Source organism: Solibacillus sp. FSL K6-1554 (assembly GCF_038005185.1).
GTDB lineage: Bacteria > Bacillota > Bacilli > Bacillales_A > Planococcaceae > Solibacillus > Solibacillus silvestris.
Genome location: NZ_JBBOSS010000001.1, coordinates 3,630,894 through 3,645,835, shown reverse-complemented (window position 1 = coordinate 3,645,835; position 14,942 = coordinate 3,630,894). Strand labels below are relative to the sequence as shown.

14 protein-coding genes are annotated in these 14,942 nt (G+C 39.9%); 12 read left to right on the top strand and 2 right to left on the bottom strand.

Annotated elements, in window-relative coordinates:
* The first annotated feature begins 13 nt into the window (after positions 1-13).
* Together MHB58_RS18170 and MHB58_RS18165 are read left to right on the top strand one after the other, a co-directional pair.
* The gene (locus tag MHB58_RS18170; protein ID WP_014822600.1) at positions 14-817 is read left to right on the top strand and encodes a carbohydrate ABC transporter permease; all 804 of its coding nucleotides are present in this window, start codon (positions 14-16) and stop codon (positions 815-817) included.
* Positions 818-826: 9 nt separating this feature from the next.
* On the top strand, positions 827-1,666 hold the full coding sequence (locus MHB58_RS18165; protein ID WP_340735783.1) for a Gfo/Idh/MocA family protein: 840 nt from the start codon (positions 827-829) through the stop codon (positions 1,664-1,666).
* Here MHB58_RS18165 and MHB58_RS18160 read toward each other — a convergent pair.
* Positions 1,660-2,952 carry a hypothetical protein gene (locus MHB58_RS18160; protein WP_008405490.1) on the bottom strand — a complete coding sequence of 431 codons (1,293 nt, stop codon included), beginning with the start codon at positions 2,950-2,952 and terminating at the stop codon, positions 1,660-1,662. The two genes, MHB58_RS18165 and MHB58_RS18160, sit on opposite strands and share 7 nt — an antisense overlap.
* A gap of 84 nt (positions 2,953-3,036) precedes the next feature.
* Between MHB58_RS18160 and MHB58_RS18155 the strand changes: the two genes are divergently transcribed.
* The 10 genes from MHB58_RS18155 (at position 3,037) to MHB58_RS18110 (ending at position 13,756) form a co-directional block, all read left to right on the top strand.
* The gene (locus MHB58_RS18155; protein WP_340735782.1) at positions 3,037-4,053 is read left to right on the top strand and encodes an NAD-dependent epimerase/dehydratase family protein; all 1,017 of its coding nucleotides are present in this window, start codon (positions 3,037-3,039) and stop codon (positions 4,051-4,053) included.
* The gene (locus MHB58_RS18150) at positions 4,054-5,133 is read left to right on the top strand and encodes a dihydrodipicolinate synthase family protein (RefSeq protein ID WP_014822604.1); all 1,080 of its coding nucleotides are present in this window, start codon (positions 4,054-4,056) and stop codon (positions 5,131-5,133) included. It begins immediately after the preceding gene.
* A complete protein-coding gene (locus tag MHB58_RS18145; protein ID WP_340735781.1) occupies positions 5,111-6,115 on the top strand; it encodes a zinc-dependent alcohol dehydrogenase in 1,005 nt (334 codons plus the stop codon). Before MHB58_RS18150 ends, MHB58_RS18145 begins: the two co-directional genes overlap by 23 nt.
* Position 6,116: 1 nt before the next feature.
* Positions 6,117-7,169 (top strand): Gfo/Idh/MocA family protein, encoded by a 1,053-nt coding sequence (locus MHB58_RS18140; protein WP_340735780.1) that lies wholly within the window; start codon positions 6,117-6,119, stop codon positions 7,167-7,169.
* A 10-nt stretch (positions 7,170-7,179) separates the two neighbouring features.
* The gene (locus MHB58_RS18135; RefSeq protein ID WP_340735779.1) at positions 7,180-7,809 is read left to right on the top strand and encodes a peptide ABC transporter substrate-binding protein; all 630 of its coding nucleotides are present in this window, start codon (positions 7,180-7,182) and stop codon (positions 7,807-7,809) included.
* A complete protein-coding gene (locus MHB58_RS18130) occupies positions 7,806-8,780 on the top strand; it encodes a Gfo/Idh/MocA family protein (RefSeq protein ID WP_340735778.1) in 975 nt (324 codons plus the stop codon). The genes MHB58_RS18135 and MHB58_RS18130 overlap by 4 nt, the downstream gene beginning before the upstream one ends.
* A 76-nt stretch (positions 8,781-8,856) precedes the next feature.
* On the top strand, positions 8,857-10,380 hold the full coding sequence (locus tag MHB58_RS18125; RefSeq protein ID WP_340735777.1) for a hypothetical protein: 1,524 nt from the start codon (positions 8,857-8,859) through the stop codon (positions 10,378-10,380).
* The gene (locus MHB58_RS18120) at positions 10,381-11,955 is read left to right on the top strand and encodes an FAD-dependent oxidoreductase (RefSeq protein WP_340735776.1); all 1,575 of its coding nucleotides are present in this window, start codon (positions 10,381-10,383) and stop codon (positions 11,953-11,955) included.
* Position 11,956: 1 nt separating this feature from the next.
* Positions 11,957-12,895: a GNAT family N-acetyltransferase gene (locus MHB58_RS18115; RefSeq protein WP_340735775.1), complete on the top strand. Its 939-nt coding sequence runs from the start codon at positions 11,957-11,959 to the stop codon at positions 12,893-12,895.
* The gene (locus tag MHB58_RS18110) at positions 12,896-13,756 is read left to right on the top strand and encodes an ROK family protein (RefSeq protein ID WP_340735774.1); all 861 of its coding nucleotides are present in this window, start codon (positions 12,896-12,898) and stop codon (positions 13,754-13,756) included.
* 57 nt (positions 13,757-13,813) lie between these two features.
* Here the strand turns inward: MHB58_RS18110 and MHB58_RS18105 are convergent, their stop codons facing one another.
* A complete protein-coding gene (locus MHB58_RS18105; protein ID WP_340735773.1) occupies positions 13,814-14,896 on the bottom strand; it encodes an ABC transporter ATP-binding protein in 1,083 nt (360 codons plus the stop codon).
* Between the last annotated feature and the right edge of the window lie 46 nt (positions 14,897-14,942).

Genomic DNA, 14,942 nt, shown 5'->3' with positions numbered 1-14,942 from the left:
AAGGAGCAGATAAATGAAAAAAGTAATCTCTTATACAGCATTAGCAATATTAGCGGTCATTTTTATAATGCCATTCATCATTATGGTGTTCGGGTCATTAAAAGAAGTGAAACAGGCACAGATTGATCCGCTGTTTTGGCTGCCGACCAATCCATCAATCCAAAACTATATAACAATTTTTACAAATGGGATTTTTATACGGTGGATTTGGAACTCTATCGTTATTACTGTCATTCCTGTTATTACACAAATGCTGTTTGCGGCACTACTCGGTTATATATTTGCGAAAAAGCAATTTTGGGGTAAAGAAGCAATTTTTTGGATTTTCATGGCAGTCATCATGATTCCACAACAGTTATTTATTATTCCCAAATATATTATGTTCGCCGATTTTGGATGGATTAATACATATTGGGCATTGATTGTACCGGAATTATGGGCAATTATGGGGGTATTTTTAGTACGACAATTTTTACAGGGGATACCGAAAGATTTGGAAGAGGCCGCTTATATTGACGGTGCAAATGACTGGCAAATCTTCTTCAAGATTATCTTGCCGCTGTCATTTCCGGTAATTGCGACAGTAGGAACTTTTGCTTTTATTTCAAATTGGAATGACTTATTCCAGCCATTAATTTATTTAACAAATGAAAAGATGTTCCCTGTTACAGTTGGTCTTGCCTCGATGCTTGGAAAAGAAGGGAACTTCGGTGTCGAAATGGCAGGAGCAACAATTTCATTTATACCGACATTTTTAATATTTATTTTCTTCCAACGTTATTTTACAGAAGGGATTACAATGTCAGGTATTAAATAGGGGGATTCTATGAAAATAGGTATGATCGGAACAGATTCAACTCATGCATGGGTGTTTAGTGAAAGGCTGAAGAAAAAAGGTCATGAGCTATTCGCTTATCGCGGAGGATCTTCAATTGAATTAAGCAGAAACCGAATTGACCGAGTTTCAGGGGAGTTACGTAAAAATGGAATACCTTTTATTACTACACTACAGGAACTGGCAAACATTTGTGATGCGTTTATCATTACATCGGTTGATGCCTCACAGCATTTCGAGCAATTTGCAGATTTGTCTGCATCTGATAAACCTATATTTATCGATAAACCATTGGCACAAAATTATGAGCAGGCGAGTTCTATTATAGAGCTTGCCAATGAAAAGGGAATCCCTTTGATGAGCTGCTCAGCATTACGCTTTGCTGAAGAAATTCAACTGGCAAAATCTCATAAAAGCATCGAGGCAGTGGACATTATAACCCCTCTGCCGATGCTGCAGGAATTCGACTATTCCTACTATGGAATACATGCAGTGGAAATGATCAGTGCGTTAAAAGGAACTTCTGTCAAAGACATAGCTGTTACTTTTAATAATCAGCAACACTTTATTACGTTAACATTTCAAGACGGTACAGTATCTACAATTCGCGGTTACTTACAGCATCATCAAAGTTTTCAGTTTGTAGCACATACACAGCAGCAAAGTGAATGGTTTGAAATTGCTGAAGGAGATATCCGATTTTATGATCATCTGATTGATGCGATAGTGCAATTTTTTATAGAAAGAAAAAGTGCCATTGATCAAACAGACACATTGCAAACAATTAAACTATTAGAACAAATAAAGTATGTTGCAAGCAAAAATCACTGATTTTTAATATCTTCTAAAAACTGGATATAGTAGATGCGTTTAGGACGACCGCGGTGGGCTACCTTTTCCTCGCCGATAATATCAACAAGTCCTGCATCTAGCCATTTTAGTAGGATCCGATTTGCACTACGTAACGTAATGTTCAGTGTTTGAGCAAGTTCTTCAGCCGTATAAATAAATTTTTGGTGCTTCATAATACGACCCATTAATTTGGATATATAGGAAGCAGACATACCGGCTTTTTCGGCCCGCTCCAATAATCTTAAATCCGTTATGACCAGCGGGTACTGTTCATAGTTAATAAAAACCGTCGTATCGATCGGACCGATTACACTATTGTCTTCACGCACGATATAACAAAGGTTTGGTCCGTTTTCATTTGCCTGGTAGAGAGCTTGTTTTGCATGACGTCCGGAATCATTTGCATTGATCCCAAAACCGACACCGATTGTGCAATTGATATGCAGCTCTTCCGTAAAGCGGGAAAGCAGCGGCAAATGTTTGTATCCTAAAGTTTCACGCTCAAATTGTCCACGTGTCGTAATAAAACTATATTGTAATGGATTCAACATGATTAAATGACCATCCATTTGTTGTGTGAACTGCTGCAGTATTTGCTCCACTTTAGACTGTTCTTGTTTAACGATTGATTCAAATTGAATTAAACCATATACAATCTGGCTTTCTTTGTTTTGTCGCCCTTTAGAAGCCAATAGGACCCTTTCGAAAGCAACAATCAATTCTTGCTTTGTCGGAATTAAATAGCGACATTCGATATTGTGCTCACATAATAATTCATAGACAGATGCAATCGTAGTTACAGGGTAGTAGCCAAGTTTAGCATGTCTCATATGATTATCTAATATGGCTTCAACGGTTTCGCCAACAGAAAACACAAAATCAATTTTATGCTGTAATTGATGTGTAATCGACAAAATGGTACTTTGTTGCAGCAAGTCAAAACAGTAATCTTTCTGTTCATTTTGTAATTTATGGGTTAACAGTAATTCGTAAAGCTGAAGCGCTCTACTATTAATTTGATAAAGTTGCAAAGAAGAATCATATAACTTTAATTGCTGAAAAATATAAGGATCTGCAGCGACAAGCATTTCATATTCGTATATAAATTGCTGTAACTCATCCGTCATTATAAAGTCTTGTGTTAAAAAATAGTGTGGCTGGATATTAGGGAATCCACGTAATGCGTCTTTAATTGTATCCTGCAAAATACCAGGAACAATAATCCCTATCATACTTTGTGAGGTATACGGAATTGCTTGATTCATAATGACTGTGCCTCCCAAAAATCCATATTAATATAATTTTACAGGAAAATTTTAGAATATTCAAATTACAAAGGGGTGACCGCTATGGAAACGGTATTACAATTAGAAGAATTTATGACAAAACCGTCCGCCGCATTAGTAGAGGATATAAAGAAAATAGATGGTGACATTTTAATTTTAGGGATTGCAGGTAAAATGGGTCCTACTTTAGCAAAAATGGCGAAGCGCGCTGCTGAAGAAGCAGGGATTGAGAAACGAATCATCGGTGTCGCCAGATTTTCAAATAAAGACATGAAAGAACAACTGGAGTCGGCTGGAATTGAAACAATTACTTGTGACTTACTGGATGAAGAGCAACTTGCTCAGTTGCCGAATATTCCGAATATCATTTTCATGGCGGGCAATAAATTCGGTACAGTTAATAACGAACATTTCACATGGGCGATGAATACATACGTACCTGGCCGTGTGGCGGATAAATTTAAAAACTCAAATATCGTTGTATTTTCTTCTGGTAACATTTACCCATTTACTCCTGTAACTTCTGGAAATTGCGGAGAAGATGTAACTCCTATTCCGGTTGGAGAATATGCAATGTCCACATTAGGTAGAGAACGTATTTTCACCAATTTCTCCAATCGTTTTCAAACAAAAATGCTCATGTTCCGTTTGAATTATGCAATTGATTTACGATATGGTGTGTTATTGGAAATTGCAAAATCTGTCTACAATAATGAGCCGGTTGATGTCACGATGGGCAGTGTCAATGTAATCTGGCAAGGGGATGCAAACGAATACGCGATTCGCTCGCTATTACATTGTGACTCGCCAGTAAAAATATTGAATGTAACGGGACCTGAAACCTTATCTGTTCGCTGGCTGGCGAAGGAGTTTGCAAAACGCTTTAATAAGGAAGCAATCATTATAGGGGTCGAACAGGAAACAGCATTATTAAATACAGCGGCACATGCCCATAAATTATTCGGCTATCCCCGTGTATCCGTTGAGCAAATGCTTGATATGGTTGCAAATTGGGTGGAATTAGATGGTGCAACATTAAATAAACCAACGCATTTCCAAGAGAGAAAAGGGGCGTTTTAAATGAATGAAGCGGTAAAAAAGGCATTGTTTGACGGTGCATTTATTCCGGCACATCCATTGGCGTTAAACGAAGACAAAACATTGGATGAGATAAGTCAGCGTGCCTTGACGAAATATTATATTGATGCGGGAGTCGGGGGGTTAGCTGTTGGTGTTCATACGACACAATTTGAAATTCGCGATCCGCAATACAACTTGTATGAGCGTGTTCTATCAATTGCCATAGATGAGATGAAAAAAGCAAATGTACCTGAATCCTTCATAAAAATAGGAGGTGTTTGTGGTCCGGTAGAACAGGCAAAAAATGAAGCGACAGTTTTAAAAACGCTGGGCTATGATTTAGCATTACTAAGTATGGGAGGACTGCAGCATTTATCAGAAGCGCAGTTATTAGAACGTACGAGAGAAGTTGCCAAAATCATTCCTGTAGTTGGTTTCTATTTACAGCCATCAGTTGGCGGGCGTGTATTCACCTATCAGTTTTGGCATGAACTTGCCAATATAGAAAATGTATTAGCGATCAAAATGGCGCCTTTTAATCGCTATCAAACATTAGATGTTGTTCGGGCAGTATGCAATAGCGAACGCTATGATGAAATCGCTCTTTATACAGGAAATGACGATAATATCATTATTGATTTATTAACTGAATATGCATTTACTATCAATGGCAAAACCGTTAAAAAAAAAATAGTTGGCGGCCTGTTAGGGCACTGGTCAGTATGGGCAAAAACAGCAGTTCAATATTTTGATGAGATCAAGGCAATTCGGGATAAAGCGCAAATTGATGCAAGCTGGTTAACAAGAGCCATTGAAGTGACGGATGCGAATGCGGCTTTCTTTGACCCGGCACATGCCTTTAAAGGGAGCATTGCAGGTATCAATGAAGTATTGACGAGACAAGGGTTGTTAAAAGGAAACTGGTGTTTGGCAGACCATGAAATATTAAGTGAAGGGCAAGCGGAAGAAATAACTCGTGTTTACAAAATGTATCCGCATTTACAAGATGATGCATTTGTTAGACAGAATTTAGCAAAATGGAAATCAGGTGAGAAAAGTGAAAGCTTTACAAGCACATGATGGAGTCGTGAAAATAGCTGAAATCGAACAACCTGAACTTTTTGAGGCAGGAGTATTGGTAGAGACGCATTATACTGCTGTTTCACCAGGAACTGAACGGTTATTAATTGAAGGAAGCAAACAAGGTGTACGTCAGCTTGGCTATAGCGCCGTTGGTAAAGTAAAGAAAGTTGGTCAAAGTGTTAAATCTGTTCGAGTAGGTGATATGGTTGCTTGCTATGGTGCACCTTATGTTGGGCATATGGAGCAGCTTGTTGTACCTGAACCATTAGTAGCTAAATGTTCCGCAGAAGTTTTGCCAAAGCACGCCGCATTCGCAGCACACGGTACGATTGCCATTCATGCTATACGCCAAGGACAGTTACAGTTTGGTGAGTCGGTAGTAGTTATCGGGTTAGGTGTACTTGGACAAATGATTGCAAAGATTTGTGCTGCTGCTAGCTATGAGGTCATCTGCTATGAGCCCAATGCAAAAAGAGCTGTAATGCTGAAAGATACACCGGGCATTGAGGTGTTTTCGGATTTAACAAAAATGGAACAGCATATTATGGATTTTACAAACGGGTATGGTGTAGATGCTGTTCTCTTATGTGCTGGCGGCAAACACTCTGAAACAACTTCCCGTAGCCTTGAATGGGTTCGTAAGCAAGGGAGAATTGTTATTGTCGGAGATGTAGAACCGCAATTTAATCGAGAGCAGTTGTTCATTAAGGAAGCGGTCATTACGATTTCAAGAGCTGGGGGACCAGGTCGTTATGATGTTCGCTATGAAAAAGAGGCAACTGACTACCCGTATCATTATGTTCGCTGGACGGAAGGACGAAATCTGGCAGCCTATATACGTTTATTGGAACGAAAGGCGATCGATGTTTCTGACTTTGTCCAACTGGAAATTCCTTTTGAAGATTCAGCCGGTGTGTATGACATATTAGAGAGCAGTGAGGCATTGACCGCCATCATTGAATATTCGGGAGGGAATTAACATGTTAAAGGTTGGTGTAATTGGAGGAGGATCTATTTCCGAGTTCCATTTAAAACCTTATTTTGATCATCCCAATGTAGAGATTGTTGCAATTTGTGATAGTAATGAACGAAGACTACATGCGTTAGGAAAAAAATACTTTGTAAACAATTTATATTTAAAAGTGAGTGAGTTCCTTGCGAACGAGGAAATTGATGCAATCAGTATTTGCACATGGAATAATTCCCATGCCGAAATTGCAATACAGGCACTCCAACAAAACAAGCATGTTCTACTTGAAAAACCATTAAGTTTAACACTTGATGAAGCCTATGCAGTTGAAGCAGCGGTAAAAGAATCGAAAAAGATTTTACAAGTTGGCTACGTACGTCGATTTGCGACAAATGTAGGCGTTCTTAAAAAGTTTATTGATGCAGGGGAACTGGGGGAAATTTATTATGCGAAGGCTTCATGCATCCGCAGATTGGGGAACCCGGGCGGCTGGTTCAGTGATATCAAAAAATCCGGCGGCGGGCCATTGATTGATTTAGGAACGCATATGATCGACCTTTGCTGGTATTTAATGGGGAAACCAAAACCGGTTTCAGTTTCGGGGAATACGTATAAAAAATTGGGAAATCGCTCACATATAGAAAACTTATCTTTCTATAAAGCGGCTGATTATAACGCCGAGCACAATGATGTGGAAGATCTTGCGAATGCGCTCATTCGCTTTGAAAATGGTGCTTCCCTATTTGTGGATGTAAGTTTTACATTACATGCAAAACAAGATGAAGTATCAGTAAAACTTTATGGTGAAAATGGCGGAGCCGAAGTAGAACCGGAGTTGGCCATTATAAAAGAGCAGCATGAAACAATTATAAATATTACCCCGCAAATCGATATGTTGAGCTTTGATTTTACTGGTTCATTCATTAATGAGATTAACCACTTTGTTGAGTGCTGCCTGAATAATGTGCAGCCCATTTCTACGGTGGAAGACGGGGTTGAAGTGACGAAAATGTTGGCGGCGATTTATGAATCAGCTGCAACAAAACAAGAAATAAAATTGTAGGTGATTACTAATGAAAATCGTATTGGAAAAAGACCGGCAGCTGCTCATGCATTCTCCGCTGTACCGCTTTACAAACGAAAACAGTGAAGAGCATAATACCGTAACAATATTGCACCACCCTGAAGTAGACGTATATAAGCCATTTTCAACTTCAGAAAAACTAGGTTTCGTTTATTTTGATTTATGGTCCTACTCATTTGCCATTCAATTACAACAAGTGTTGAAAGCACATGATATGGTAAAAGGCGTTCTTCGTCTGCGCAGAACAACGAATAACTTCTCGTATATTGAGGAGGATATCCTTGCCATATCGGAATGGTTTGGAAATGTTCGAAATGTATCGGTGCGTTCGAATGAGATTGGTGAAAATCATTATACAATCGTTCTTTGTGAATTTGGTGAATCGATCATGGCCCATTTAGAATATCGGACGGGTCAGGACCGTATTGAATTTGAATGGAGCAGTCATTTGCATATTGCAGAGTTTGATAGTTTACAAATGACGAGTGACAGTGACAACAATCGAAACCTATTCAAAAATATTGATGCAGTTCTTCAGTATGCGATTCAATGGAATGATGCCTATGATGGAAAACTTGCTGCTGTACGGCTGCTCCTGCAACGAGGTGAACTGCAATGAACATTGGGATTATGAGCTTTGCACACATTCATGCCACAAGCTATGCAACGGCAATCGAGCGGATACCGGGCACGAAATTAACCGCTATTTATGATACCGATACGACTCGGGGCGAACAGGCGAGTAAGCAGTATGATGTACCGTTTTTTGCACATATGAATGAATTTTTGGCAGAGGATATTGATGTTGTGCTGATCTGTAGTGAAAATGTGTTCCATAAAGAAATGGTGAATGCTGCAGCGAAGGCAAAAAAACATATTTTGTGTGAGAAACCGATTGCGACGAATATTAACGATGCAAACGAGATGATAGAAGTTTGTAAAGAAAACGGTGTGCATTTGTCCATTGCTTATCCGGTTCGCTACAGCGCACCGATCCGAGATTTGAAAGCAGCCATTGATGCTGGGGAACTTGGTGAGATCGTTGCAATACGCTCTACCAATCGCGGGCAAAATCCGGGCGGCTGGTTTGTCGATGAGGAGTTGGCAGGTGGGGGTGCGGTATTGGATCATACGGTCCATATGGTAGATATTATGCGCTGGTATATGAACAGTGAAGCAATAGAAATTGCTGCATTTGCGAATAACTATTTTACCGAACTTGATACGGATGACGCAGGAATTATGACAATTGTATTTGATAATGGAGTGATTGCTTCACATGATGCAAGCTGGTCACGGTTCCCGGAATTTCCGACATGGGGTGACGTGATGATTGAAGTAATCGGAACGAAAGCAACACGAAAAGTGGATGTGTTTAACGAGAAGCTCCAATTATATGGGAAGGGCAATAAATCGCTCACACATTTATATAGCGGAAATGATACCGACTTTGATCTAATTGTCGACTTTCTAAATTCTATTCAACAACAAAAACAACCGCTTATTTCGGGTTATGATGGTTTGAAATCTTTAGAAATTGCACTGGCAGCATATGAATCAAATAGCAGAAAGCAAGCAGTAAAACTATAAGACAATTCAAAGGATACTCATAACGGGTATCCTTTTCGTTCAATCAGAGAGCAATTAATGAAAGGAATCGATGCAGATGAATATACAACCGGATTATAAAAATGAAATTGAACAATTTGCATTTGAGGAACTAGAACGCTTTTATACGGGAGATAAACGAGTCATGTTGGAACGATTCAATCCATCACGGAATGGGGATGAATTTGAAATTGTTCAAACAGAAAATCATTATGTGATTCGAGGGAATACAAGCCGCGCTTTGTTGTACGGGGTATATAAATTGATCGAAAAAGTAGAAGGGCTTATATTTCTGGAATTAGAAAAAGAAAGAAAAATCGCAATCCAGGGGCTAACAAGTACCTATGAAGGAAAACCGAAGTTCAGACGTCGAGGAAATGTATTTGAAACAATCGATGACATTCCTTTTTTAAAGAGCATGCTCGATGTTGGTACAAAAAATGGACTAAATGAAGTGTTCTTTACATTTTTCCTCTGGGATGAAGTAAAGCATGCACTTTTACCGGAAATTAAAAAGCGTGGAATTGATGTTACGTTAGGCGGGCACAGTTTACGTTATTTATTGGCAAAGGCAAAAGGAGTTAGCGTTTCCGGAAAGGCTGCTGCTGATGGGGCGGTAAATGATTTAGTAGGTGAGGAAACAGAATTTACGTCCGCCAATGCGCTAAAAAATCAGGACTTTTTACAGGATGAAAAAGCGCAACAATATGTCATTGATGTAATCGTGTCTTATTGTGAAGCAGAACCTGTTATTCGCCGGATCTCCCTATGGCCGGAAGATGTAGGAGCAAAAGGTGAAGAAGCAAAGCTCTTTTTAACTCAATATATGGCCTTCACTGAAAAACTCCAGCAAGCATTAGCCGGAGCTGGGCTACAGGTTGAAGTAGAGCATATTGTCTATAATGCTGGCCTAAGCTGGGAAATGCTTGAACGCAATGAGCAGCAGGTGGGTTCTGCAAATGTTTTATATGCATATTGGGGACGTAATTATTCACACAGTTATGCCTCACAGCGAGATCAGCGTGCATGGGAAAGCCTGATGGACTGGCGCAGTTCGACAGACAAACAATTTACGGTATTTGAATATTACAGTGACCACTTTATGCTAAGTGAACTTTTCCCGCTTTTATTTAAAAGGATAGCGACAGACATAGAGAATTATAAAGAGGCCGGCTGTGACGGTATGGTCAATTTAGTCGTTCCACTGCATAAAGTCGCAAAGGCACAGCCACATATGAAGCAGTACGATTATCAGCAGTACCAGCAATTAAACAATATCGTATTTGCACGGTCGCTCTGGGAAGACGTAGAAACTGTTTCATATTTACTGTCACCGGGAATGCAGCAGCTAGCTGAGGAAATTGAACAGATTTTTGCGCAAAATACCCAGTATAATGCCATATTTTTTCCTAGCCGTGTTGTAGAAGCAAAAAACCCGGAAGCGATACCTGATGTACTGGAATTATTGAAGAAGATGGAACATTTACTGCAACAGGCGCAATTGGAAGAGCCGCTTCAACATTATGTTGAGTCATTACAGCGAGTTGTTCAGGCTACGAAGTTACGTTGGGAGGCTTTATAAATGTGGGAATCGGTTTATTATTACCGTAAAAAAGAAAAGAGACAACAGCATTATAAGCAGGAAGTATTAATATACGGGGCGACACCTGCAGGCATTACAGCAGCCATTACATTAAAAAAGAAGGGACATGATGTTCGTATTGCTGAATGCAGCCGCTTTGTCGGCGGGATGACGACAAGTGGATTAGGGGCGACCGATTTAGGTGCTGAACAGGCGATTGGTGGTTTAGCAATGCAATTTTATGAAGAAATCGCACAACACTATGGAATTGAAAAATGTGTACGGTTCGAACCACATGTAGCAGAACATATTTTTAAAACTTGGTTACAAGAACATGAGATTGATGTTCAAACAGAGCAATTTATTGAAACTGTTCTTTGTGAAGACCAGCAAATTCAGCAGGTCGTTATGACAGACGGCACAACCTATGAAGCGAAGCAATTTATTGATGCAAGCTACGAAGGTGATCTGCTGGGGCATGCAGGGGTCGAATACATTGTAGGAAGAGAAGCGAGCACTGTTTATAAGGAAATTTATAATGGTGTTCAATTTGGTACACAGCATCATAAATTTGAAAGTTTTATAGATCCGTATATTGAAGAAGGCAATCCGGCAAGCGGGCTATTATATGGTATTTCAGATGAGGCTGTGACAGAGCAAAATGGTACGGGTGATCATCGTATTCAAGCATATAATTTCCGGATGTGTTTAACGAAGGAGCTAAAAGTGCCGTTCCCAAAACCGAACGGGTATGAGCGCAATCACTATGCACTGCTCCTACGTTATATTAAGGCAGGGCATTGGGATGCGATGAAGTTACATACACCTTTGATGAATGGAAAGACCGATTTAAATAATCATGGGGCATTTTCTACGGATTACATCGGGATGAATTATACTTTCCCTGATGCGGATTATGAAGTAAGAGAAAAAATGTATCAGCAGCACGTAACATATGTTGCAGGGTTACTGTACTTTTTAGTCAATGATGAAGAAGTACCGCTTGTTATTCGGGAAGAAGTAAGACAGTGGGGATTGGCTTCAGATGAGTTTATCGAAACAGGCAATTGGCCGCGCCAGCTGTATATAAGGGAAGCAAGGCGAATGAGAGGCGAGTATGTCATGACAGAACACAATGCCTTGCAACGTATAATTTGCGAACAGCCTATTGCAATCGCATCTTTTCATATGGATTCACATCATTGCCGTCGTATCGTCATCAATGGGCGAGTTATGAATGAAGGTGATATCCAAGTACCAGTAAAACCATTTATGATCGATTTACGCTCGCTTTTACCGAAAAAGGAACATTGTACGAACTTAATTGTTCCTGTATGCCTAAGTGCGTCTCATATTGCTTATGGTTCAATTCGGATGGAACCGGTATTTATGATGCTTGGGCAAGGGGCAGGTACTGTAGCGGCAATTGCGCTACAGGAAGGGAAGGCCGTTCAGGATATTTCATATGAGCAAATAAGACCGCAGTTAATAGAGCAAGGTCTGGTTGTAGAATGGGATGAAGCCTTTATTGACGATCCGTTACGTCGAATGGAAGAAACATTTTGGGGGGAATAGGATGCTAAAGCCAGTAACAAAAGAATCTCACAAGGACGTAGTAGACTTATGGAATATTTGTCTACCTGACTTTAAGTTATCAGATCGCTTGCTTGAGCAAAATAGTTGGCAATCACCTTATGTTTTACATGAAGGAAGTGCGATAAAGGAAATAGACGGGGAAATTGCCGGTATCGTCATTGCAAAAGTGTGGCTTGAAACACATGGTGTTTCTTTAAATAAGGAGCATGGCTGGATTCAAATGCTGCTTGTGCACCCGGATTACCGTCAGCAAAAAATTGGAAGCGAATTATACCGTTATGCAGAACAGGCCCTTCTCAATAACGGCATAAAGAAAATTCAGCTTGGCGGAGATTTAGGACACTTATTATGCGGAGTCCCGCTTGATCACCGGGAGGGTGTTGCGTTTGCAGAGAAGTTTGGCTTTAAACGAGTTGTTGAAAGTGTAGACTTCACAAAAACCGTAACAGAACCATTATTACTGCCTGAAAAAAAGAATGTTCAATTTGTTTTACTAGAAAAAGAAGAACAACAGCAACTCATTGATTTTATGGCTCAGTCATTCCCTGGGCGGTGGACTTTTGAAGCGCATGATTATTTCGCTCATGGAGGTACAGGGAGAGATTATGTCGTTGTGAAATGGGAGGGCAAGATAGTGGGCTTCTGTCGTATAAATGATGAACATAGTGCTGTGAAGGGGCCAAACTATAATTGGGCAGAGAAGTTTGAGCGATTAGGTGGCATTGGTCCACTTGGGGTAAATGAAGATTATAGAAAGTATGGCTTAGGGCGAGCTGTTATCGAAGCTGCAGAATATTATTTGCAGCAACGTGGTAAAGAGACGTTCTTTATTGATTGGACGGATTTAATCGCCTTTTATGAGAAGCTAGGCTATACAATTTGGAAAGACTACGGAATTTTTGTAAAGCAGGTGGAGTAAATGTGGATTTTAAGTGCTGATATCGGTGGGACAAAATTAGCACTTGCTTTATCGAAGCAAGAACAGCCGGAAATATTAATAAAGCAAATGGAAGTTAACAGTCCCCAGCAGTCTGAATCATTATTTGAGGCGATTATTTCAGGTTTTCATAAGCTTCTGGAAGGTGAAGAAGGGGATGTTATAAAAGTAGCGGTTGGTTTACCGGGAATTTTAGATTTAAAGCAGGGGCTTGTAGTTTTTCAGCAAAACTTGCCGTGGCGTAATTTTCCGCTCGTCCAGAGACTTCAAACGACATTTCCGAAAGCTGAGGTTTTTATGGAAACGGATATGATGACTGCAGCAAATGGAGAATACAAAGTACGTCACTTTGAGAAAGAAACATTTATATATGTCACGATTAGCACAGGAATTGCCTGCTGTATCATCCATGAGGGAAAATTTTTAAGAGGGGCCGGAATTCCCGGAGAAATCGGTTTTTCAATAACAGGCTCCGGTGCCTATTTTGAAGAAGTATGTGCTGGACCCGGTTTATTAAACACATTACAGCAGCAAACAAATGAAGAAGGCAAATTACAGCAATTTTTTGACCGCTACTATGAAAATGATGAACGTATTGTGCCGCTCATCCATGAATGGCAGCAAGAAATCGCTCAGAAAATTCATAGTTTCATCCTATTAGTAGATCCGCAAGTTGTTGTACTAGGCGGAGGAGTTATGAATCATCATCCGCTAATTGTGGATGAAATTTCCCGTTTAGTTGATCAGTATTTCAGCCTGCCATTCTTTGAACATAAAAAAGGCAGAGTGCAAGCAAGCTTAAATAAAGGCAATGCCGGACTGATAGGTGCAGCGTTGCTATAAAATATAAAAAGAAGCAGTCAGAATTTTCTCTGACTGCTTTTTCTAACTATTTACTAATCAGCGAATCCGCATTTCAGTTGCCGGATCAAAAAAGTGTGCCTTAGCTAAGTTGAAGTTAAGGGAAAGCTCCTGACCCATAGCTACATCTGCATCTGCGTGTATTTTGCCTACAAATTGCTGGTCATCAATTGATGCATAAACAATCATTTCTGCACCGGTTAATTCGCTTACTTGCACTTTAGTTTTAACAACACTGCTCGAGTCTTGTTTATTGCCGTCATGTATATCTTCAGGACGGATACCTAAAATAATTTCCCGGTCCGTATAATTTTGTGCTTTTAATACTTTTAATTTTTCTTCGGGAATGCGAACTTTTTCGCTGGCAATTTCAAAATATTCCCCTACGACATTCCCGCGAAGGAAGTTCATAGCTGGTGAACCAATAAACCCGCCAACAAATACATTCTCAGGTGTATCATATACTTCACGCGGCGTTCCGATTTGCTGAATGACACCATCCTTCATTACAACAATTCGTGTAGCCATCGTCATCGCTTCCGTTTGATCGTGCGTAACATATATAGTCGTTGTATTTAAACGATAATGGAGCTTTGTAATTTCAGAGCGCATTTGTACCCGAAGTTTTGCATCCAAGTTCGATAACGGTTCATCCATTAAAAACAGCTTAGCATCACGAACAATGGCACGGCCAAGTGCAACACGCTGACGTTGGCCACCGGAAAGTGATTTTGGCTTCTTGTCCAATAGATCCGATAACCCTAAAATTGCAGCAGCCTCACGTACTTTTTTATCAATTTGATCTTTCGAGAATTTCCGCAGCTTCAAGCCAAAAGCCATATTATCGTACACATTCATATGCGGGTATAGAGCATAGTTTTGGAAAACCATTGCAATATCGCGGTCTTTTGGTTCAACTTCATTCACTCGTTTACCCTCGATGCGCAATTCGCCTTCAGAAATCGTTTCAAGTCCTGCGACCATACGCAATGTCGTAGATTTTCCGCAGCCTGACGGACCAACAAGTACAAGAAATTCACCAGGTTCAACCTTTAAATGAAAATTTTCAACAGCTACATAGCCATCGGGATAACGTTTTACAAGATGATCAAAATCTAACATAAAAAACCAGTCCCCCTTTTTTCATATTATAAAAGATTAAGAGGGG

Bases quoted from the DNA above. Each gene is read 5' to 3' on its own strand.
- MHB58_RS18170 (WP_014822600.1), top strand. From the start codon at position 14: ATGAAAAAAGTAATCTCTTATACAGCATTAGCAATATTAGCGGTCATT.
- MHB58_RS18165 (WP_340735783.1), top strand. From the start codon at position 827: ATGAAAATAGGTATGATCGGAACAGATTCAACTCATGCATGGGTGTTT.
- MHB58_RS18160 (WP_008405490.1), bottom strand. From the start codon at position 2,952: ATGAATCAAGCAATTCCGTATACCTCACAAAGTATGATAGGGATTATT.
- MHB58_RS18155 (WP_340735782.1), top strand. From the start codon at position 3,037: ATGGAAACGGTATTACAATTAGAAGAATTTATGACAAAACCGTCCGCC.
- MHB58_RS18150 (WP_014822604.1), top strand. From the start codon at position 4,054: ATGAATGAAGCGGTAAAAAAGGCATTGTTTGACGGTGCATTTATTCCG.
- MHB58_RS18140 (WP_340735780.1), top strand. From the start codon at position 6,117: ATGTTAAAGGTTGGTGTAATTGGAGGAGGATCTATTTCCGAGTTCCAT.
- MHB58_RS18135 (WP_340735779.1), top strand. From the start codon at position 7,180: ATGAAAATCGTATTGGAAAAAGACCGGCAGCTGCTCATGCATTCTCCG.
- MHB58_RS18130 (WP_340735778.1), top strand. From the start codon at position 7,806: ATGAACATTGGGATTATGAGCTTTGCACACATTCATGCCACAAGCTAT.
- MHB58_RS18125 (WP_340735777.1), top strand. From the start codon at position 8,857: ATGAATATACAACCGGATTATAAAAATGAAATTGAACAATTTGCATTT.
- MHB58_RS18120 (WP_340735776.1), top strand. From the start codon at position 10,381: ATGTGGGAATCGGTTTATTATTACCGTAAAAAAGAAAAGAGACAACAG.
- MHB58_RS18115 (WP_340735775.1), top strand. From the start codon at position 11,957: ATGCTAAAGCCAGTAACAAAAGAATCTCACAAGGACGTAGTAGACTTA.
- MHB58_RS18110 (WP_340735774.1), top strand. From the start codon at position 12,896: ATGTGGATTTTAAGTGCTGATATCGGTGGGACAAAATTAGCACTTGCT.
- MHB58_RS18105 (WP_340735773.1), bottom strand. From the start codon at position 14,896: ATGTTAGATTTTGATCATCTTGTAAAACGTTATCCCGATGGCTATGTA.